Genomic DNA, 19627 nt, shown 5'->3' on the forward strand with positions numbered 1-19627 from the left:
AAGGCTGAGTGGTCAATGACAAATCTTGCGACGCCGCCTTGCGTCTCGATCCGACAGAACGTTTATTCAATCTCGTAAATACAAATCCTTGCCGACCAGAAACATGCGATGTGATGATTTCGCCCGGTGTTGATCTCAACAGGAGAAAGCATGTCGGATTTCAAAACCAGGTGGCTTACTTTTCACGGTCGACATATCGAGCCCGCCTCAAAGGAAATATTCAGTCACGTCGAAAAGATGGTGATCGGCACTTTGATCATCTCGGCCGGGGCGCATGTGTCGAGCAATGAGCCCTTGATCGTCCTGTTTGGATATTTGCGCCACGGTCTTGTCGGCCGCGGTGTCATGCTGTTCGGAATTGTTTTGTTGCTGCTGAATTTCCTCGATGGCCTCTACAAGCTCGCAAAGTTGGAATGGCACGTGGCGCTTCAGATCATCATGTCGCTCTGTTACGTCATTCTGTCTGTCCGGTTGATCCAGTTGATTTTGGCCTTCCGTGGAGAGTGATCCCGCCTATTGCGGGGCGCATCGTGTTCATCGTTGAGCGAATGGCGCAAGAACGCTGGTGCAAGCCGGCGAAAGTGATGCGCTATTGCTGGCCAGGCATTGCACGATGCGGCCGCCACCAGGCGCTATGCCGCCGCAGAGCGATCTGATGTCGCCACCGCATGCTGATCTCATCACGAGCAATTCTTCGCGTGGCCGCATCGGCCGCAGCACGATGGCTGCAGGAGCAGCGGCGGCGGCAGGCGCCGCGGTTGTGGCTGCCGCAGCAGGTGGCGGGGCTGTGCTTTTCACTGCCGCCTTTGGTGCGGCAGTGGCGGGCGCGGGCTTGGTAGCCGGTGGTGTTGCTTCTGTCTTGGGCGCTGCAGCAGGCGTTGGTGCGGTGGCCTTCGGTGCCGCAGTTGGCGCCTGAACTGCGCGCACCGCGCCCGCACATCCCGCAGAAAGACTAGCCATGTTCTTTTGCAGGCATTGCAGCGAGGCTTCTCCACCAGGAGGAACGCTTGAGCAATGCGCGATGTAATCCGAGCGACACTGCGTCTTGATCGCGTCACGCTGCGCCTGGCTCGGCGCTTGCGCAAAGGTGGGGCTCGCGATTGCGATTAGAATGATAGTAGCCATCGATACGCGATATCGCGCGGCCAAGCCGAACATGAAATTCATCGCTGAAATCCTCGTTGCTACCGCCCGGTTAGTCAGGGCAACTGCGTAAAATCTTCAAGAAGCGTGAGTTCTGAAAGGCATTCGCAAAACAACTTCGGTCCGACATCATTTTACGGTTTCGGTTTCACTACAAGTGGATTGTTGCTATTGATGCGGGCGGCTGTCGTTTTTGGCCAAGGTTTTTTTGAGAGTCTTTTGATTGAGGCAGGACAATGCGATTTATGCGCGCCTGTTCATCTGGACCGAAAGATCGCATTGAGCAGCTGCAGCATGTCCCCGCTATACGCGCTGCCGGCGTTGTGCTGACGAGCATCTTTTTAAGTGCCTGCGAGCAAAACACTTTCGTGCCGCCACCGCCGCCGAAAGTTGAGGTGGCGGTTCCTGTGCAGCGCGGCATCACGCGCTTTCTCGAAGCGACAGGCAATACAGCACCGATCAAGAATGTCGATCTCGTGGCGCGCGTTCAGGGCGTTCTACAGTCGATCAACTATCAGGACGGCTCCTTCGTCAAGCAAGGCACCACGCTGTTCACGATCGAGCCTGAGACATACCAGTTGAAGCTGGAACAGGCGCAGGCTGCGGAAGCCGGTGCGCAGGCGTCTGCAAAGCAGGCGGAAGCGGATTTCAAACGCCAGTCGGACCTCGTATCCCGCCAGGTTGTTGCGCAGTCAACGCTCGAGCAGTCGACGGCGACACGAGAGAATTCACAAGCCAATCTGCAGCAGGCGCAAGTCAACACCAAGATCGCGGCCGTCAATTACGGCTATACGAATGTCATTGCGCCGTTTGACGGCATCGTCAGCGCACATCTGGTGTCGGTTGGCGAACTGGTCGGTGTGGCGTCGCCGACCCAGCTTGCGACGATCGTGCAGCTCGATCCGATTTATGTGAATTTCAACGTCAACGAACAGGACGTTCTGCGCATCCGGGATGAAGCCCGGCGACGCGGGCTGACGGTGAACGATCTCAGGCAGCTGCCGATCGAGATCGGACTGCAGACCGAGACTGGTTTTCCGCACAAGGGCCAGATCGACTACATCTCGCCGACCATCAATCAGTCGACGGGTACGCTGCCGGTGCGAGGTGTTCTGCCAAATCCGGATCGCATCCTGTTGCCGGGTTTTTATGTTCGCGTGCGCGTGCCTATCGACCAGCAGGACAACGCCCTGCTGGTGCCGGATGTATCGCTCGGCAGCGATCAGGCCGGGCGTTATGTGCTGGTCGTGAGTGGCGACAATGTCATCGAGCAGCGCAAGGTCGTCACCGGCCCGCTGGAAGGTGAGCTTCGCGTCATTGAAAGCGGTCTGAAGCCGGATGATCGCGTCGTCATTGCAGGCCTGCTGCGTGCCATTCCGGGGCAGAAGGTCGATCCGCAACTGAGAAAGATCGAAGCGCCGACCCCGACCAAATAGGACAGGCCATGATTTCGAAGTTCTTCATCGAGCGGCCGGTCCTGTCCAATGTCATCGCGTTGCTGATGATCCTGATCGGCGGCGTCTCGCTCTATGGCCTCGCAGTCGCACAATATCCGGACGTGGTGCCGCCGACCGTCCAGGTGACGACGCGCTATCCCGGCGCCAGCGCCAAGACCATCGTCGACACGGTGGCGCTGCCGATCGAGCAGCAGGTGAATGGCGTCGAGGACATGCTCTATATGCAGTCCTACAGCGCAGCCGATGGTACCTATTCACTTACGGTCACGTTCAAGATCGGTACCGATCTGAATTTTGCGCAGGTGCTGGTGCAGAACCGCGTATCGAGCGCGCTGTCGTCGCTGCCGACCGCCGTGCAGAATCAGGGCGTGACCGTTCAGAAGAAATCGACGGCAATCCTGTTGTTCGTGACACTGACGTCGCCGAAGGCGACCTATGACAGCCTGTTCCTGAGCAATTACGCCACGATCAACATCCGGGACGAGCTGTCGCGTCTGTCGGGGGTCGGCAATGTGACGGTGTTCGGCGCCGGCCAGTATTCGATGCGGATATGGCTGGATCCGAACAAGCTGCAGGTGCGCGCGCTGATGCCGCAGGATGTCATCCAGTCCATCCAGCAGCAGAGCCAGCAGGTTTCTGCGGGGCAAATCGGCATGCCGCCGACGCCCGCGGGACAGGCCTTCCAGTACACGCTGAACATCAACGGGCGGCTGGATGATCCCGGTGAATTCGAGGACATCATCGTCAAGACCGGCGACAATGGCGATGTCACGCGGGTCCGTGACGTCGGACGCGTCGAATTGGGTGCGCAGACCTACAGCCAGATCTTTTCGCTCAACCAGAAGCCAGCCGTCGGCATCGGCGTATTCCAGTCGCCGGGCGCCAATGCGCTCGAGGTGGAGAAGGCTGTAGAGAAGAAGATGGCGGCGCTGGCCACGCAATTTCCCGACGACATCAAATACGACACGCCGTTCGACACCACGAAATTCGTCCAGGCATCGATCAACGAGGTCTACAAGACGCTCCTCGAAGCAGGTTTGCTAGTGCTGGTGGTCATCCTGATCTTCCTGCAGGACTGGCGCGCGATGCTGGTGCCGGCGACCACTGTGCCGGTGACGATCATCGGCGCCTTCGCGGCGATGGCGGCGCTCGGTTTCACCATCAATCTGTCGACCCTGTTTGCCATTGTGCTGGCGATCGGCATTGTCGTCGACGATGCCATCGTGGTTGTCGAAGGCGCGGCGTACAATATCGAGCAGGGCATGTCCGGCCACGACGCGGCGATCAGCGCGATGGACAAGCTGTTCGCCCCGATCATCGGCATCACGCTGGTGCTGATCTCTGTGTTCCTGCCGGCGGCATTCCTGCCCGGGCTGACGGGGCGCATGTATGCGCAATTTGCACTGGTTATCGCGGCCACGGCGCTGCTCAGCGCCGTCAATGCGGCCACGCTGAAGCCGACGCAATGCGCATTGTGGCTGCGCCGCCCGGTGCCGCCGGAGAAGCGCAATTTTTTCTATCGTGGGTTCAACAGGGTCTACGACCGGCTCGAACGGGGCTATGCCGCTCTGATCGGTCGCATGGTCGCGCACAGCAATCTCTCGGTTGTCCTGGCATTGATCCTGATCAGTATTGGCGGTTACGGCCTATCCCGGATTCCCACCGGCTTCATCCCGATCGAGGATCAAGGCTATCTGCTGGTCGCAGTCCAGTTGCCCGATGGTGCCGCGCTGGATCGGACTCAGCGTGTACTCGATCGGGTCAGTGAATTGGCCGCGAAGACGCCAGCGGTGGAACAGGTGGTTACCATCGCCGGCATCTCCGCACTCGACAGCAGCTCCAGCCTGGCCAATGCCGGTGTTGCCTATCTGATCCTGAAAGAATGGAGCGAGCGCGGACCGGGGCAGGATCTTCGTTCGCTGTTCGTTGGATTGAACGAGAGCCTGTCGGTGATTCCAGAGGCGCGCATTCTGGTGATCCCGCCGCCGCCCATTCAGGGCATCGGCAATGCGGCGGGCTTCGCCATGCAGATCGAACTGCGCGATGGCAACGCCGATTACAGCAAGCTGCAGGCGATCACCGGCGCGATCGTGGCGAATGCACAGACGCAGAGCGCCTTGCAACGCGTCAGTTCGCCGTTCCGCTCGATGGTGCCACAATTCGATATCGAGATCGACCGTATCAAGACCCAGACCCTACATGTCACGACGGATCAGGTGTTCTCGACCCTGTCGTCCTATCTGGGCTCGTCCTTCGTCAACCAGTTCAACAAGTTTGGCCGCACCTTTCAGGTCTACACACAAGCAGATGCCAAATTCCGGCTGACTGCCCGGGACATCGAGAACCTGATGGTCCGCAACCAGCAGGGCAACATGGTCCCGCTTGGCACCGTGGCGAAGATTACGCCTGCCGTGGGGCCGTCGCTGATCAGTCTCTACAATCTCTATCCGACGGCGACGGTGATCGGCCTGCCAGCACAGGGCTACAGCTCCGGGCAGTCCATGGCGTTGATGGAGCAGATCGCAGCGAAGACTTTGCCTCCGGGAACGGGATTCGAGTGGACGGCGATGTCGTATCAGGAAAAGATTGTCGGCAATCAGCTCTATTATGTATTCGGTCTTGCGCTGCTGCTCGTCTATCTGGTGCTCGCCGGACAGTATGAAAGCTGGTACGCGCCGATTTCGGTGATCCTGGCCGTGCCGCTGTCACTGCTTGGCCCGATGGCGGTGCTCACCGCGCTGCGGATCGAGAACAATCTCTACACCCAGATCGGCATTATCCTTTTGATCGCGCTGTCAGCGAAGAACGCGATCCTGATCGTTGAGGTGGCGATCGAACTGCACGTGCATGATCGCAAGCCACTACTGGAGTCGGCGGTCGCAGCTGCACGTGCGCGATTCAGGCCGATTCTGATGACGTCCTTCGCCTTCATTCTCGGCGTGCTGCCGCTGGTGCTCGCGACCGGCGCCGGCGCCAACGCCCGCAAGTCGATCGGCATCACCGTATTCTCGGGCATGCTCGCCTCGACCTGCCTTGCCGTCCTGTTCGTTCCGACCTTTTTTGTCGTCGTCCAAAGGTGGGAGAACTGGCGCGCCAGCCGCAAGGCAACGAAACCTGCCAATTCGGCCGTCGGTGTCGGCGGCTCCAACTCGTAGACGATCGCGACGTCCGTTTCAGATGCGCTGTATCGGCTATTCTTACCTTCGCAGCACCGCGATCATCCGGCTCGCAAAAGCCAGCCTCTCCGCCATCACAGACACGAAATAAGTCAGCAGTTTCTGGCTCAATGCCGGATGGTTCTGCTTGATGTCCTCGAAGGCGTCGGCGCGCAGCAGATACAGCACGCTGGCGATCTCTGCCTGGATGGTGGCGCTGCGGGGAGCATAGGCGACGAGGCCCATTTCGCCCACCGTCGTGTAACGCCCGAGGCTGCGCACCCGCGTCAGCTTGCCATCGCCCGCCGGCACCATGATGCCGAGTCGGCCGTCCAGAATGAAGTGCATGGAATCGGCAGCGTCGCCAGCCTGAACGATGATCTCGCCGGCAACGACCTCGACGCGCTGGCAGCGTCGCATCAGTTCTTCGGAATCGTCGGCGGTGCGCAGGATCTTGGTGAACCAGTCGCGCAAGTTGGCTTCTTCTTCGGCGAGCCCACGATGCCGCGCGATCACCTCGTTCTCGCACCACTCCAGCGCGTGATCGAGTTCGCCCATGACCTTGACGGCGTCATCGATGAACAGGCTGGCGCGCAAATTGCGATTGGCTGAGGGATGAAGGTTGGCGAGCACCAGCGTGGTGCCGTGGCCTTCGGCGATGCGCTTGATCTGGGCGAAGCTGTGGGCGGCCGACGAATCGATGCCCGTCACCAGCTTGAAGTCGAACACCAGATACCGGCATTCTGGATGACGGCGCAGCAGCGCCTTGACGTGCAGATAGAGCCGGTTGGCCGAGCCGAAGAACAAATAGCTCTGCAGGTTAAGGCCTTGGATTTCGCGGCCATGCGCCGCCAGCGTACGCTGATCCTCAAGTGATCGATCGAGCGAACTGCGATATTCCGAGCCATCGAAACCGTATTTGATCGAGGATACCCGCGATACGCTGAGCGCAAAGGTGGCGCAGCCGATCACGATGCCGATCAGCACGCCGGCCACGAACCCCCATGTGAGAATAATGACGATGATTGCCAACAGCGACAGGTAGTCGAGCAGCGACAGTCGCTTGCGGGAGTCGACGATCCAGCGATGAAGTTGCTCCAAGCCGAGATACAGCAGCAGGCCGCCGAGCACGAAGCGCGGCATATAGGCCAGGAGCGCGGGGTCGACGACGAGCATCAGCGCGGCTGCCGCGGCGACGGTGAGGCCCGAAAGCCGCCCTGTGGCACCGCTGTTGCGATTCAGGAGCGAACGACTGATCGAGATGCAGCCGGCATAGCCACCGAGCGCGCCAGCCAGGATATTGGCCGCCCCGGTCGCATTGAGCTCGCGTTCGATATCGGCTTCCCGATGTGCGGCGACTTCGAGGCCCGTCGTATTGAACAGGGTACTCACGGCCGTCACGAAGATCACAGCGATGAAATTGCCGATGAGTCCGGGCAGCGCCTGCCATGGATAGCCGTTGCTGAAGAAGGCCCAGGGTAAGGTCAGGTTGGCCTTGGGTGGCGATGCGAAGGTCCAGCCCATAGCCTGTGCCTCGATCACGGACACACCGGCGATCTTGAAAACTAGATGAGCCGCTATGACGCTCCCGATGAGAATCATCGGCAGGCCTAGTGGCTTACGGGACCGATGCCAAGTCGCATAGATGGTGAGTGCCACGGCTACCGCGGCCAGCAACTCGTAGAACGTCATCGGATTGGCGAGTTTTGCCAGGTTCGCCCATTGCAGCTTGTAGCCGGTGATCACCTGAATGGCGCCGGTGACGATCAGGCAGGCGGTGGCTCCGAGAAATCCGCCGATCACCGGATAGGGCACATAGCGGATAGCGCGTCCCATGCGGGTAACGCCGAAGCCGCACAGCACAATGCCGGTGATGATCGTGGCCGAGGATAGGGTGATGAGCACCGGGCCAAGCAAGGCAGACGGTGCATCGGCCGTAACGATGTGCTCGACCAGAGCCGCCGCCAGGATGGCGGTGACGGCTGCGGTCGAGCTCTCGGGGCCGGCGACCGCGAAGGGGAACGAACTGCCAAGGGCGATCACGGCGGCTATGACGCTTGCAGAGATGAAGGTCGCGGCAATGCCGTAGGGCAGCAGCGAGGCCAGCGGCCCGGTGAAGATCAGCACCGAATAGGACAGGCCGAAGCTGATGGTGAGGACGCTGGCGATCAGGCCGCCGAACACGTCATTACGCCATGCGTGCAACACGCCCGGGCTGACAAGGGAGTCAGTCATGGGCGGCTACTTTCGCAATGACGGGCGATGAGGAGTGCGGGCCGGAAGTATGTCACGCGCGAACCTGTAGGAGCGCTGCGCGACAGGCGCAACCGCCGCCGTCTCTGGTAGACGACGGTGAGATGTACGGACAAGACTATTTTTATGACAGTCCGAGGGAAAGACAGTCAGTTTGTTAGTTGATGACCAGCTCCGTGCCGGTCAGGCGGCGATAGGCCTCCAAATAGCGCTTGCTGGTGGCGTCGATCACCTCAGGGGGGAGCGGCGGCGGCGGAGCTTCGCCGTTCCAGCGGCCGGCGCGGCGCTCGATGTCGAGATAGTCGCGCAGCGGCTGCTTGTCGAAGCTCGGCTGCGGCTGGCCCGGTCTATAGACGTCGGCGGCCCAGAAACGGGAGCTGTCAGGGGTCATCACCTCGTCGATCAGGATGATGCGGCCATTGCCTTCCCTGCCGAATTCGAACTTGGTGTCGCCGATGATGATGCCGGCCTCGCGGGCGATCTCCTCGCCCTGGGTGTAGACGGCGCGAGTCATGCTCTCGAGGGTGAAGGCATCCTCCTCGCCGATAATCTCGCGCATCCTGGCGATGGTGATGTTTTCGTCATGGCCGGTCTCGGCCTTGGTCGCCGGGCTGAACACCGGTTCGGCGAATTTCTGGCTTTCGAGCAGCCCGGCTTCCAGCTTCTCGCCAGCCAGCGTGCCTGACGCGGCATATTCCTTCCAGGCCGATCCCGAAATGTAGCCGCGGATCACGCACTCGATCGGGAACACGGTGGTGCGGCGGCACAGCATGGCGCGACCGGCCAAAGCGGCGCGGTGACCTGCGAGAGCCGGCACCTGCCTGATGATCTCGTCGGCATCGGCCGAGATCATGTGATGCGGGACCACGCCGCCAAGCTGGTTGAACCACCAGGCGCTGATCTGGGTCAGTACCGCGCCCTTCATCGGGATGGTCTCGTTCATGACAACGTCGAAGGCACTGATGCGGTCGGTGGTCAGCAGCAGCACGCGGTCGTCGCCGACGGCATAGATATCGCGCACCTTGCCGCGACCGATCTTGGGGAGGGGCAGGTCGCTGGTGGCCATCGTGGTCATGTCAGGGTCTTTCGAAAACAGAGTCGTCCGGCGTCTGGCCGGCGGCGGCGTGATGAAGGAGTGAGCCTATTCCGGCAGCGGGATGAATTCGTGTTCGTTGGGCACATGGGCGAAGCGGCCGGTCTTCCAGTCCTCTTTCGCCTGCTCGATGCGCTCCTTGCTGGAGGACACGAAATTCCACCACAGGTGCCTCGGCCCTTCCAGCGCGTCGCCGCCGAGGAACATCATGCGGGTATTGCGCGTCGCCTTGATGGTGATGGCATCGCCGGGCCGGAAAATCAGCAGTTGCGGCCCCTCATGGCGGTCGCCGGCGATCTCGATCTCGCCATCAACCACATAGACTGCACGTTCCTCATGGTCGGGATCGAGCGGCACGCTGGTGCCGGCCTCGACGGCCACTTCGGCATAGAACCATGGCGACACCATCGACACCGGCGACGCTTTGCCAAACGCCTTGCCGGCGATCACCCGCGCGGTGAAGCCGGTGTCGGTGATGGTTGGCAGGCTGTCTGCGGCATAATGCTGGAACGACGGCGCGATTTCCTCGGAGCCCTTGGGCAGCGCGATCCAGCTCTGGAGGCCCAGCATCTTCTGGCCGTCGCGGCGCTGCACGTCCGGAGTGCGCTCGGAATGGGCGATGCCCTTTCCGGCAGTCATCAGATTCATGGCGCCTGGCTGGATCTCGCGGACATTGCCCTCGCTGTCGCGATGCATGATCGCGCCGTCGAACAGATAGGTCACCGTGGCCAGGCCGATATGCGGATGCGGCCGCACGTCCATGCCCTTGCCGGAGATGAACTGCATCGGGCCGAAATGGTCGAAGAAAATGAACGGGCCGACCATCTGCCGCTTGCCATGGGGGAGGGCGCGGCGGACGAGGAAGCCGTCGCCGAGATCGCGGGTGCGCGGCACGATCACGAGCTCCAGTGCGTCGCAGGTCTGCGCATCGCCGAGGATCGGATCTTCTGATGGTTGCCAGCTCATGAGGGCTCCGTGGGGTTGGGGCCATCATAGCAGCATTTGGCGGGGCGGGTAAAAGGGCCTCAGCCCGGATGGATCGTTCCGTCCGGGCTGAGGAATGGCTGTGCTTACAGCGGCTTGATCTGGACCTTGCGGAATTTCACCACGCCGGAGCCGTATTGCAGGGCGATCGGGCCGGCGGCGTGCTTGGTGTCCTCGACATCGACGGTCTTTTCGCCGTTCAGGATGACCGTGAGCTTCGGGCCCTTCGCCGTGATCTCATAGGTGTTCCACTTGTCCGCCGCCTTGGGCATCGGATTGACCTTGGCCACATCGACGATGGCGCCGGTGCCGTAGGACGGGTCGGGCCGCTTGTCGAAGATGTTGACCTCGTAGCAGGTCTTGCCATCGATCACCTTCGGGTTATCGCAGCGGATGAAGATGCCGCTATTGGCTTCGGCATCGGTCCAGAACTCTGCCTTGATCTGGAAATCCTTGTAGGGCGTCTTGCTGACGAGATAAGCGAGATCCTTGCCGGAGAGCAGCTTGTCGGCGGCGAGTGCCCCGTCCTTCATCTCCCAGTTGGCGTCGCCAACCTTGTCCCAGTCGCCCATCTTGGTGCTGTCGACCAGCGTGACCCAGCCGTCAGACTGGCTCATGGCAGGCTGGATTGTCGTAAGAGCCGCAACGCCGATAACGAATCCGGCTGCAATCGCTGTAACGCGCAACATAAAGGTCTCCTCCCGTTTGCTTTTTATTGGTGTGACGTTAGCCACGGGCGAATGCGGTTGTAAATCTACTTCACATTGTGCGGTGCGCTAACGCTTGATGCCTTGCGCTTCGCTGCAGGGCCGCGGGTCGTTCGTTCGTCCAGCAGCACTTTTTGCATCGCCTGGACGTTCGGCGAAGCTGCGCCCTTGCGCCAGATCAGCACGGTCTCGGCGTGATTCTCGCCGCGCGGCAGGCGATGCACGGTGAGCCGCTTGCCCTCCGGGAATGTCGACAGCACGCTTTCCGGCAGCAGCGCGATGCCCATACCCGCGACTACGCAGCCGAGCATGGCGTGATAGGAGCCGAGTTCGATGGTGCGCTCGGGCATCTCGCCGCGCTTTGCATACCAGTCTTCCAGCCGCTTTCGATGCGGGCAGCCGTTCTCGAACACCAGCACCGAGCGCGGCGCGCTGTCCTTGCGGCCGATCGGCGGATGGCGTGGCGACGACACGATCACCGGCTCCTCGTCGAACGCATGCATGCGGTCGAACGGGGCCGCGGCGATCGGCTCGGCTACGAAGGCGGCGTCGAGATCGCCGGCGAGGATACCCTTCGCGAGCGTCTCCGGATTGCCGATGCGCATTTCGAGCTGCACGTCGGGATAGCGGCGGTGAAATTCATTGAGCGGTCCGGGCAAGCGTACTGCCGCGGTGCTCTCCATGGCGCCGAGGCGGAAGACGCCGCGCGGCCGCGGGTCCTGCACCGCGTCGCGGGCCTCGTCGGCGAGCGCCAGCAGCCGGTCGGCATAGCCGAGCAGCGTTTGACCTGCGGGCGTCAGATGCAACCGCTTGCCCTCGCGCACGAACAGCGCCGTGCCGAGATCGTCTTCGAGCTGACGCACCCGCGTCGTCACGTTGGACTGCACGCGATGCAACCGCTCCGCGGCGCGCGTCACACCGCCTTCGCGCACAACGGCGCGGAAGATGCGCAGCTCGGACAGATCCATACATCTCTCCATGAGATCGAAATGATCTTGATTATTCATTTTATGGGATGAAATGCGCCGGGTAAACCCATCGTGGCCAGCGTCACAGCATAAGCGGAGAGGGTGGACATGATCGAGGATGAACCCGAACCGCACGCGCACGATGCGCGCTACCTGACGCCGCTGCAATGGACCGCGCTGAGGCGATCCATCATCCGGCGCGCCCATGTCGAGCGTGGCCGGATGTTGCGTGCGATCGCGATCGCCGCCGTCGCAGCCCTGCGCCACGGCTGGCGTCGCCTGCGCGAGCGGCAGCAGGCGCGAGACCAACTACGCTCCATGAGCGACTACGAATTGCGCGATATCGGCGTGACCCGCGCCGGCATTGATGCCGTGATCCGCCACGGCAATGACGATGCGACACAGGACGCGCCACAACGATCACATCAAAACTGGAGAGCCATGATGTCGAAAGCCTACTGGATTGTCCGCGTCTCGGTGCGCGACGAGAGCCGTTATCCGGAATATCTCGCCGCGGCCAAGCCGGCGTTCGACAAGTTCGGTGCACGGTTCATCGTGCGCGGTGGCGCCTTCGAAACCATGGAAGGCGTCGCCCGGGATCGCAATGTGGTGGTAGAATTCGCCGACCGCACGACCGCAACGGCCTGCTACCGTAGCCCGGAATACGAAACCGCCAGATCCATCCGGCAAAAATACGCCGAGGCCGATTTCATCATCATCGACGGCGCCTGATGTCCGTTAGCGTCCCATCGCCGTCGCCGTTGCCACGCGGTCGAAAGTCTCGAGCGAGAGGATCGCATCCGCAAATTTCTCGGCGCGATTATTCAGCACGGGGCGCGCGAGCTGCAGGAACTTCTGCTGCATGGCGGCGGCATCGGGAAACGATGTCGGCTCGCCCGATGGATCGGCATAGATGCGCTCATGCACGCCATCCTCGGTGGTGATGCTGACGCGGGCGCCGAACGGATGGCGCTTGCCTTCGAGGCGTTCGTCCTGAACCACGTCGAAGCGGTCGGCCAGCGTGTTGATCGCGCTGTCGCCGAGGCGCTTGTAGTCGTCCCAGCCGAAGCTGCCCTGGTCGAGCGCCAGCGCGCCGGTGAAGAACATCGAGAACTGGCCGCCAACGATGGAGGTCGGATGGCGCTTGGTGGCGGCGTCGCCGGTCAGCGTGATGCCGTTGCGATGCAATCCAATCTCGACGCGCTTGACCTGCTCGGGCGTCAGATTGTGCTCGCGCCGCATCGCGACCAATGCGTCGATGGCCGCATGCGTATAGCGGCAGCTCGGATAGGGCTTGATGCCGATCTTCATGGTCTCATAGACCGAGCCGAGATCGGCCACGGCCTTCTCCGGATGCGCGTTATCGCTATAGCCAACCAGGAGGCCATGCTTGCCTTCGACGGATTCCGTCGCGCCGATGAAGTCGTTACGCGCCAGAGTCGCGGCGATCACGCCGTTCATAGCGGCGGCGCCGACCTGGTAGCGCTTGTTCCAGGCGCCGTTGACAAGGAATTGCAGCGAGCCCGCGGCCTGGCTACCCGACACGCCGAAGGCTGAAATCAGCTGATCCTTCGACAGCCCGAACAACTTGCCAGCTGCAGCCGCAGCACCATAGGTGCCGGCGGTGGCAGTGGGGTGGAAGCCCTTGGCATAATGCGAGGTCGGGTCGAGGGCGTTGCCCAGCCGGCAGCAGACTTCATAGCCGGCGACGATGGCTGTCAGCACCTCTTTGCCGGATGCGCCGACCATTTCGCCGACGGCGAAGGCGGCGGGGACCACGGGAGCGCTGGGATGCAGCGAGGAATCGGCATGGGTGTCGTCGAAATCGAGCGAGTGGCCGAGCGCGCCGTTGAGCAGGGCGGCCACGGCGGGCGTCCAGGTCTTGCTGTCGCCGAACACAGTGGATTCGCCCTTGCCGTCCAGTGACAGGGCCTCCAGCATCTTGAGCAGTGAGGGGGTAGATTCGGCCTCGCTACGGGCACGGATCGTGCTGCCGAGATAATCGAGGGTGAGGACCTTGGCGCGTTCCAGCACGTCCTGCGGAATGTCGTCGAATTTCAGGTCCGCGACATAAGCGGCAAGCGTTGCGGTCTCATTGGCCATTGTGTTTCCTCACTCTTGTTGAAATAGCCTTAGGCGGACCAAATCGGCGTTTCAAGCGGCCATGGCGACGCGTGGATCAGCCATGCTGAAACTGGTTCGTCAAAATCCGTTTCAGGGATCAATTCTGACATGTCCGCATCGAAGCGAATTCTCGGCCTCCTGAAACGGGTGGTTGCCTTCTTCCGGGCGCGAAAGGTCGAACTCGGCCTCGGCGTCCGGGTGACCACAGCGGCGCTTGCTGCGCTGATCATAGCCCTGACCGTCGGGCTGAAACTGCCGCTGTGGGCTGTGCTAACGGCGATCATTGTCACCCAGATGAGTGTCGGGCGGTCGCTGAAGGCAACACGTGATTATCTGGTCGGCACGATCGGCGGCGCCATCTATGGCGGCGCGGTTGCGATCCTGATCCCGCATTCCAATGAAGGTGCGCTGCTCGCGGTGCTTGTGCTCTCCGTGGCGCCACTGGCCTTCATCGCGGCGATCAATCCGAGCCTCAATGTCGCGACCGTGACGGCCATCATCGTGCTGCTGCTGCCGATGATGAACCACAACACGCCGCTGGAATCCGCCATCGATCGTGTGCTCGAAGTCACGGTCGGTGCCGTCACAGGTCTTCTGGTGTCGTTCCTGGTGCTGCCATCGCGGGCGCATAGTCAGGTCCGGGCCAGTTCGGCAGAGGCGCTCGATCTGATCGCAACGGCGCTCACCGAACTGCTCGCCTCTCTGACGCGCGGCCGCGACAATGAAGCACTGCACCGGTTGCAGGATGGCATCGGCCATGCGCTCACCAATCTGAATGCGATCGGAGCCGAAGCCGAACGGGAGCGTGCCGCGCATTTGTCCCGCGGCCCTGACACTGGCCCGCTGCTGCGCACAACGCTGCGGTTGCGGCACGATCTGGTCATGATCGGGCGGTCCACGGTGGTGCCGTTGCCATCCGCGTTGCAGGTCAGGCTGGTTGGTCCCCTGTCGCGGGTCAGCGATGCGATGACGACGTTTCTGCATTCGACCGCCATAGCACTGCGCAGCGGCACCGGCGCGCCGGCGATCTGGCCGGTGCAGATCGCACTACAGGCTTATGCGGGAGAGGTCGGTGCGCTTCGGCAAGAGGGGCAAACGCGCGGATTACCCGGCGATGTAGCCGAGCGCTTCTTCGCGATCGGCTTTTCGCTGGAACAGATGCGGCAGAATTTGAAGGATCTCGAACGTTGCGTCGCCGAATGGGCCGAGACGGATCCGGTGAGCAAGGAGCCTACTGACGCGATTTGAGCAATGCCAAGGCGTGGAGCTGCAGCTTTTCCGGGTCGCGCTCCCCGCGCGATGCTTCATCGAGAATACTGCTCGAGAGCAACTGCACGGCGTCCGATGAAATCCGCAGCGGCAATTCATCGAGGCAGCGATCCAGCGCTGTGGACATCGCAGCGACCGTCTCCGGGCCGAACGACTGGTTTCGTTGGTCGTCAGCCTGAGGTGCCAGATCGGGGGATGCGACGTCACGAATGCGGGCCGAAAGCCGCGCCGCCTCGGCGAGTACGCGGAGGTAAATCAATCCGGCCTCGCTGAGCGCCTTTTCATCGATCTGTCCTGACCGCGCCACGGCGACAATCCGCGCGGCAAGGCGGCGGCGGTTCTCGGGCGTGTCCGCGGACTCGCCTTCATGCGCCACAAAGGGCTGCCAAGCGGCGTCAAACGCGTGCGCCAGCGTGACTTTCAGCTCCTCGTTCTGCGGATCAATCTCTGTAAATGGCATATGGGCTAACGGGCTGCGATGACCCAGGTTCCCCACGGCCGCCACCGCAAATTCAGCGCGTGACCTGCCGCAACATGGAACGGACCACCATCCGGTGAAATGGCTTGATGACCGACAGGTAGATGCGTCCGAGCCAGTTATGCATCAGCACGACAGTCGTTGCCGTAACGCGCTGGCCGGTACCGTCCGCTGCGACATCGACCACGACGCGAAAATCGAGATGATTGTCATTGAATCCCGCGATCAGACGCTGCGGCGTCTCGCTGAGCACAGGGAAAAAGCCGACCTTGTCGACATTGGCGTGACGCGCAGAGTGCGCCGTCTTCAGCCCGAAGGGCGCAACGATCAGATCCCGCAGCCGCATCAGGGCGTCCACCCAGGGCGGAGAGTGGCTGAGCATGCGGGTGGCGGCGTCGCGGGCGGTCAGGTCCGTCGTCTCGGTCGTGATACTGAAGGCGTCGGCGAATTGTGCGCCGGTCAGCAGGCTCTTGGTGTCGATCGTTGGGTGAACCATGGAGATGGTCATAGGACCTCCGTAGACGTCAAGGAACGGCGCCGCACGCCGTCGGTTACGCCGCTCTGCAGCATAACATGTCTTTGCATCCGGCGCCGGATACTCCCTAAGATCACGGAAAAATCAGGCAAAGATCTACTTAGACAAGACCTGGTCAGGGAGGATTTGGGATGGCTTGGTTCAGGCTTGCTCCGCTCTGTCTGGTGCTGATCGCGCCGCTGTGTGCATCCGCGCAGGATTATCCCACCCGTCCCATCACGCTCGTTGTGCCATTCGCTGCCGGCGGCAGTTCCGATGTCAATGCACGGCTGATTGCCGAACAGATGAGCCGGCATCTCGGTCAGCCCATCGTGATCGAAAATATCGGCGGTGCGGGCGGGGCCGTGGCGCTGGCTCGCGTCGCGCAGGCCCCGCCTGACGGCTACACCATCGTGCAGGGCAATAGCGGCACCAATACTGCGGTCTACCTGTTCACGCCCGATGTGAAATTCGCGCCGTCGGATTTTGCAGGCATCGGCATGTTCAACAAGAGTTCGGCTATGGTTGCCATCCGGCGCAATTTTCCGGCCGACAATCTTGCGCAATTCATCGCGCATGCGAAACAGAATCCCGGCCGTCTCAATATCGGCCACTCCGGCGTGGGCTCGCAGAACTATCTATTCTGCAAGGCTTTCGTTCAGGCTGCGGGCATCGATGTTACGCTGGTCGGCTATCGCGGCGGCGGTCCGGCCCTGAATGATCTGATAGGTGGGCAGATCGATGGCATCTGCGATTCCTCGGCGTCGGTGACGCCGGCCATCCAGAGCGGTCTCATTCGCGCGATTGCGCTGGCATCCAGAACGCGCTTGCCGCATCTGCCTGACGTTCCGACCGCCAGCGAGGCCGGGTTGCCGCAATTTGAAATATCTGGCTGGTATGCGCTGTTCGCGCCGAAGGGCACGCCTGCGCCGATCATCGCGAAGCTCAATGCCGCGATGCGCGCTGCCGTTGCCAATCCCGATTATCAGAAGCGCCTCGATGATCTCGGCTCGATGCCCGCCGCAGATGCCGAAATGGCGCCGGCCTATCTTGCGCATTTCGTGCCGCAGGAGATCGAACGTTTTCGAAAGATGCTGGGCGACAGCAAGTGATCTAAGGCCGGACCACCCATGCACCGGTATGGTATGGCCGTCATCGCTTCTGTGTTATAAGGGTTCCAGTCTGATTGTGGGTGGGGGACTAAGTTGGCTTATGATCGTTCGACCGTTGAAGCGGTGATCCAGCATTATTTCGACGGCCTCTACGAGGCCGATGCCGACAAGCTCGGCGCGATCTTTCATCCGACCGCGGACCTGCGCTGGGTCGAGAATGGCGAGCTGAAGGTGCTGACCATGCCGGATTGGATGGCCATGGTTCGTACGCGGACCTCGGGCAAGGTCGATGGCAAGACCCGCGATGACCTCATTGTCACCATCGATCGCTCCGACGACAAGACAGCCTTCATCAAGGTGCGCTGCCAGCTGCCGCCGCGTTACTTCACCGATTACCTGATCGCGATGAAGCTGGCCGATGGCTGGCAGATCGTCTCGAAATCCTATCGCTACGACGTGAAGGACTAACAGGCGCAGGCATCCTGTCTGCGCCTATAGAAGAGATGCGCCAGGTTCGGTTGCGCGACATTGGTTGGAAGTATCAAAAATTGCGATTGATCCCGGTCGGAATCCGTTCGCGGGCTTGACCTAAGTCAATCGCTGTGGCGGTGGAGTGAGTTAGTCGTGATGGTGTGAGGATGCTCTGTGCCGATCGGGCGCTGCGCGTCCTGCCTGACGAGCCGCCGCGAGACGAGCAGGGGATGACCGGATGATCGCGCAATTGACCAAATCGGAGCGGCAGCTCGCGCTCATCATCCTGCTGGCTCTCACGATTTGCGGCCTCGCGATGGCGATCGCCGGCCGCCAGGACCCGCTCGGCGTCCATGGTGCGATTGTCATGCTGGCGGGGATCGCCGGCATCTTCGGTGTCATTTATGTCTATTACGAGCCGGAGCCGGACGAGGCCCGGCTCGCGCTGTATTACGATGACCCTACCAAACTGGCGATCATTCTAGCGATGATCTGGGCCGTCATCGGCATGTTCATCGGCGACTGGGTCGCGTGGCAGCTGGTGTTTCCCAATCTGACGTTCGATGCTGGCTGGTCGAGCTTCGGCCGCATCCGCCCCGCGCATACCAGCGCAGTGATCTTCGGCTTCGGCGGCAATGGACTGATTGGCACCTCGCTTTATGTGCTCCAGCGCACCTCGCGCGCGCGGTTGCCGGATCAGATCAGCCCGTGGTTCGTGTTGCTCGGTTACAATCTGTTCTGCCTACTCGCCGCCACCGGCTATCTGATGGGCGTCACCCAGTCGAAGGAATATGCCGAGCCGGAATGGTATGCCGACCTTCTGCTGGAAATCGTCTGGATCGTCTATTTCGTCATCTATATGCGGACGCTGGCGCGGCGGAAGGAGCCACATATCTACGTCGCCAACTGGTACTACATGGCCTTCATCCTGGTGGTGGCGATCCTGCATACCGTCAATAATCTGGCGATGCCGGTCTCGTTCGGTCACGCCAAGAGCTATTCGGCCTTTTCCGGCGTGCAGGATGCGATGACCCAATGGTGGTACGGCCACAACGCCGTCGCCTTCTTTCTCACCTCCGGCTTCCTCGGCATGATGTATTACTATCTGCCGGTGCGGGCGGGGCGGCCAATCTATTCCTACCGGATGTCGATCATCTCGTTCTGGGGCATCACCTTCATGTATATGTGGGTGGGCTCCCATCACCTGCATTACACGGCGCTGCCGCAATGGGTGCAGACGCTCGGCATGACTTTCTCGCTGATGCTGCTGATTCCGTCCTGGGGCTCCGCCGGCAATGCCCTGCTGACGCTGAACGGCGCATGGTACAAGGTGCGCGACGATGCGACGCTGCGTTTCATGATGGTGGCTGCGGTGTTCTACGGCCTCACCACGTTCGAGGGATCGTTCATGGCGATCCGCTCGGTGAACTCGCTGTCGCATTACACCGACTGGACCGTGGGTCATGTCCATGCCGGCGCGCTCGGCTGGGTGGCCATGATCACCTTCGGCTCGATCTATGCGTCGGTGCCGTGGCTGTGGAAGCGCGAGCGGATGTATTCGCCGGCGCTCGTCGAATGGCACTTCTGGCTCGCTGTCGCCGGCCTCTTCACATACGTCTTCGCGATGTGGAATTCAGGTATCATCCAGGGTTTGATGTGGCGCACCTATAACAGTAGCGGCACGCTGTCTTATTCCTTTATCGAGACAGTGATCGCGATGAAGCCCTATTACGTTGCGCGCGCGGTCGGCGGGTTCTTCTTCTTCGCTGGTGCGGTGATCGGTCTCTACAACATCGTCATGACTATCCGCACTGCTGATCAGCCGGCCGATGAACGCGCCGCAGATCGTCCGACGGCACAGCCCGCTGGCGTGCCTGCGCTGCAGCCGGGAGAATGACG

General features: G+C 61.4%; 17 protein-coding genes and 1 pseudogene. 10 read left to right on the forward strand and 8 right to left on the reverse strand.

Annotated features, from left to right (window positions below; all coding sequences use genetic code 11):
- The first annotated feature begins 150 nt into the window (after nucleotides 1–150).
- The 4 genes from AC1DUY_RS09260 to AC1DUY_RS09275 all read left to right on the forward strand — a co-directional run bounded on the left by AC1DUY_RS09260 (nucleotide 151) and on the right by AC1DUY_RS09275 (nucleotide 5755).
- Nucleotides 151–507, forward strand: a complete 357-nt coding sequence (locus tag AC1DUY_RS09260) for a hypothetical protein (RefSeq protein ID WP_478113755.1) — start codon at nucleotides 151–153, stop codon at nucleotides 505–507.
- 148 nt (nucleotides 508–655) lie between these two features.
- Complete coding sequence (locus AC1DUY_RS09265; RefSeq protein ID WP_478113757.1) at nucleotides 656–916, forward strand: hypothetical protein; 261 nt, start codon at nucleotides 656–658, stop codon at nucleotides 914–916.
- Nucleotides 917–1388: 472 nt separating this feature from the next.
- Nucleotides 1389–2579 (forward strand): efflux RND transporter periplasmic adaptor subunit, encoded by a 1191-nt coding sequence (locus AC1DUY_RS09270; RefSeq protein WP_478113759.1) that lies wholly within the window; start codon nucleotides 1389–1391, stop codon nucleotides 2577–2579.
- An 8-nt stretch (nucleotides 2580–2587) separates the two neighbouring features.
- Nucleotides 2588–5755 (forward strand): efflux RND transporter permease subunit, encoded by a 3168-nt coding sequence (locus AC1DUY_RS09275; protein WP_478113761.1) that lies wholly within the window; start codon nucleotides 2588–2590, stop codon nucleotides 5753–5755.
- Between the two features lie 42 nt (nucleotides 5756–5797).
- Here the strand turns inward: AC1DUY_RS09275 and AC1DUY_RS09280 are convergent, their stop codons facing one another.
- The 5 genes from AC1DUY_RS09280 to AC1DUY_RS09300 all read right to left on the reverse strand — a co-directional run bounded on the left by AC1DUY_RS09280 (nucleotide 5798) and on the right by AC1DUY_RS09300 (nucleotide 11760).
- The gene (locus tag AC1DUY_RS09280) at nucleotides 5798–7990 is read right to left on the reverse strand and encodes an SLC26A/SulP transporter family protein (protein ID WP_478113763.1); all 2193 of its coding nucleotides are present in this window, start codon (nucleotides 7988–7990) and stop codon (nucleotides 5798–5800) included.
- Between the two features lie 175 nt (nucleotides 7991–8165).
- Nucleotides 8166–9083 (reverse strand): phosphoribosylaminoimidazolesuccinocarboxamide synthase, encoded by a 918-nt coding sequence (locus tag AC1DUY_RS09285; protein WP_441278829.1) that lies wholly within the window; start codon nucleotides 9081–9083, stop codon nucleotides 8166–8168.
- A 66-nt stretch (nucleotides 9084–9149) separates the two neighbouring features.
- Complete coding sequence (locus AC1DUY_RS09290; protein WP_089263359.1) at nucleotides 9150–10067, reverse strand: pirin family protein; 918 nt, start codon at nucleotides 10065–10067, stop codon at nucleotides 9150–9152.
- A 104-nt stretch (nucleotides 10068–10171) separates the two neighbouring features.
- On the reverse strand, nucleotides 10172–10774 hold the full coding sequence (locus tag AC1DUY_RS09295) for a 3-keto-disaccharide hydrolase (protein WP_089263360.1): 603 nt from the start codon (nucleotides 10772–10774) through the stop codon (nucleotides 10172–10174).
- A gap of 65 nt (nucleotides 10775–10839) precedes the next feature.
- Nucleotides 10840–11760: a LysR substrate-binding domain-containing protein gene (locus AC1DUY_RS09300; protein ID WP_478113766.1), complete on the reverse strand. Its 921-nt coding sequence runs from the start codon at nucleotides 11758–11760 to the stop codon at nucleotides 10840–10842.
- Between the two features lie 222 nt (nucleotides 11761–11982).
- Between AC1DUY_RS09300 and AC1DUY_RS09305 the strand changes: the two are divergent.
- Nucleotides 11983–12108, forward strand: a pseudogene (locus AC1DUY_RS09305) (YjiS-like domain-containing protein); the annotation flags it as partial.
- A gap of 96 nt (nucleotides 12109–12204) precedes the next feature.
- Nucleotides 12205–12492 (forward strand): DUF1330 domain-containing protein, encoded by a 288-nt coding sequence (locus AC1DUY_RS09310; RefSeq protein ID WP_439074992.1) that lies wholly within the window; start codon nucleotides 12205–12207, stop codon nucleotides 12490–12492.
- 6 nt (nucleotides 12493–12498) lie between these two features.
- Here the strand turns inward: AC1DUY_RS09310 and AC1DUY_RS09315 are convergent, their stop codons facing one another.
- Nucleotides 12499–13863, reverse strand: coding sequence for an MmgE/PrpD family protein (locus AC1DUY_RS09315; protein ID WP_184512422.1), 1365 nt, complete (start codon nucleotides 13861–13863; stop codon nucleotides 12499–12501).
- 129 nt (nucleotides 13864–13992) lie between these two features.
- On the opposite strand from AC1DUY_RS09315, the gene AC1DUY_RS09320 reads away from it, so the two are divergent.
- Nucleotides 13993–15132, forward strand: coding sequence for an FUSC family protein (locus AC1DUY_RS09320; protein ID WP_478113768.1), 1140 nt, complete (start codon nucleotides 13993–13995; stop codon nucleotides 15130–15132).
- On the opposite strand, the gene AC1DUY_RS09325 is transcribed toward AC1DUY_RS09320, so the two are convergent.
- Both AC1DUY_RS09325 and AC1DUY_RS09330 read right to left on the reverse strand, forming a co-directional pair.
- Complete coding sequence (locus AC1DUY_RS09325; protein ID WP_309941808.1) at nucleotides 15116–15658, reverse strand: hypothetical protein; 543 nt, start codon at nucleotides 15656–15658, stop codon at nucleotides 15116–15118. The two genes, AC1DUY_RS09320 and AC1DUY_RS09325, sit on opposite strands and share 17 nt — an antisense overlap.
- Nucleotides 15659–15665: 7 nt before the next feature.
- Entirely contained in the window at nucleotides 15666–16139 is a 474-nt protein-coding gene (locus AC1DUY_RS09330; RefSeq protein WP_184512419.1) for a DUF2867 domain-containing protein, read from the reverse strand.
- A 158-nt stretch (nucleotides 16140–16297) separates the two neighbouring features.
- Here AC1DUY_RS09330 and AC1DUY_RS09335 point away from each other — a divergent pair, with 158 nt between their 5' ends.
- The 3 genes from AC1DUY_RS09335 to ccoN all read left to right on the forward strand — a co-directional run bounded on the left by AC1DUY_RS09335 (nucleotide 16298) and on the right by ccoN (nucleotide 19625).
- On the forward strand, nucleotides 16298–17257 hold the full coding sequence (locus AC1DUY_RS09335; RefSeq protein WP_089263370.1) for a tripartite tricarboxylate transporter substrate-binding protein: 960 nt from the start codon (nucleotides 16298–16300) through the stop codon (nucleotides 17255–17257).
- Between the two features lie 93 nt (nucleotides 17258–17350).
- On the forward strand, nucleotides 17351–17725 hold the full coding sequence (locus AC1DUY_RS09340; RefSeq protein ID WP_068729987.1) for a nuclear transport factor 2 family protein: 375 nt from the start codon (nucleotides 17351–17353) through the stop codon (nucleotides 17723–17725).
- A 241-nt stretch (nucleotides 17726–17966) separates the two neighbouring features.
- Nucleotides 17967–19625: a cytochrome-c oxidase, cbb3-type subunit I gene (gene ccoN, locus AC1DUY_RS09345; protein WP_478113772.1), complete on the forward strand. Its 1659-nt coding sequence runs from the start codon at nucleotides 17967–17969 to the stop codon at nucleotides 19623–19625.
- The last annotated feature ends 2 nt before the right edge of the window (nucleotides 19626–19627 follow it).

The sequence above is a fragment of the Tardiphaga sp. P4_G1 genome, from assembly GCF_056401215.1.

Excerpts from the sequence above, each read along its gene's own strand:
- ccoN (WP_478113772.1), top strand. The coding sequence starts at position 17,967 with ATGATCGCGCAATTGACCAAATCGGAGCGGCAGCTCGCGCTCATCATC.
- AC1DUY_RS09295 (WP_089263360.1), bottom strand. The coding sequence starts at position 10,774 with ATGTTGCGCGTTACAGCGATTGCAGCCGGATTCGTTATCGGCGTTGCG.
- AC1DUY_RS09265 (WP_478113757.1), top strand. The coding sequence starts at position 656 with ATGTCGCCACCGCATGCTGATCTCATCACGAGCAATTCTTCGCGTGGC.
- AC1DUY_RS09285 (WP_441278829.1), bottom strand. The coding sequence starts at position 9,083 with ATGACCACGATGGCCACCAGCGACCTGCCCCTCCCCAAGATCGGTCGC.
- AC1DUY_RS09270 (WP_478113759.1), top strand. The coding sequence starts at position 1,389 with ATGCGCGCCTGTTCATCTGGACCGAAAGATCGCATTGAGCAGCTGCAG.
- AC1DUY_RS09275 (WP_478113761.1), top strand. The coding sequence starts at position 2,588 with ATGATTTCGAAGTTCTTCATCGAGCGGCCGGTCCTGTCCAATGTCATC.
- AC1DUY_RS09260 (WP_478113755.1), top strand. The coding sequence starts at position 151 with ATGTCGGATTTCAAAACCAGGTGGCTTACTTTTCACGGTCGACATATC.
- AC1DUY_RS09280 (WP_478113763.1), bottom strand. The coding sequence starts at position 7,990 with ATGACTGACTCCCTTGTCAGCCCGGGCGTGTTGCACGCATGGCGTAAT.
- AC1DUY_RS09320 (WP_478113768.1), top strand. The coding sequence starts at position 13,993 with ATGTCCGCATCGAAGCGAATTCTCGGCCTCCTGAAACGGGTGGTTGCC.
- AC1DUY_RS09335 (WP_089263370.1), top strand. The coding sequence starts at position 16,298 with ATGGCTTGGTTCAGGCTTGCTCCGCTCTGTCTGGTGCTGATCGCGCCG.
- AC1DUY_RS09300 (WP_478113766.1), bottom strand. The coding sequence starts at position 11,760 with ATGGATCTGTCCGAGCTGCGCATCTTCCGCGCCGTTGTGCGCGAAGGC.
- AC1DUY_RS09315 (WP_184512422.1), bottom strand. The coding sequence starts at position 13,863 with ATGGCCAATGAGACCGCAACGCTTGCCGCTTATGTCGCGGACCTGAAA.
- AC1DUY_RS09290 (WP_089263359.1), bottom strand. The coding sequence starts at position 10,067 with ATGAGCTGGCAACCATCAGAAGATCCGATCCTCGGCGATGCGCAGACC.
- AC1DUY_RS09310 (WP_439074992.1), top strand. The coding sequence starts at position 12,205 with ATGTCGAAAGCCTACTGGATTGTCCGCGTCTCGGTGCGCGACGAGAGC.
- AC1DUY_RS09330 (WP_184512419.1), bottom strand. The coding sequence starts at position 16,139 with ATGACCATCTCCATGGTTCACCCAACGATCGACACCAAGAGCCTGCTG.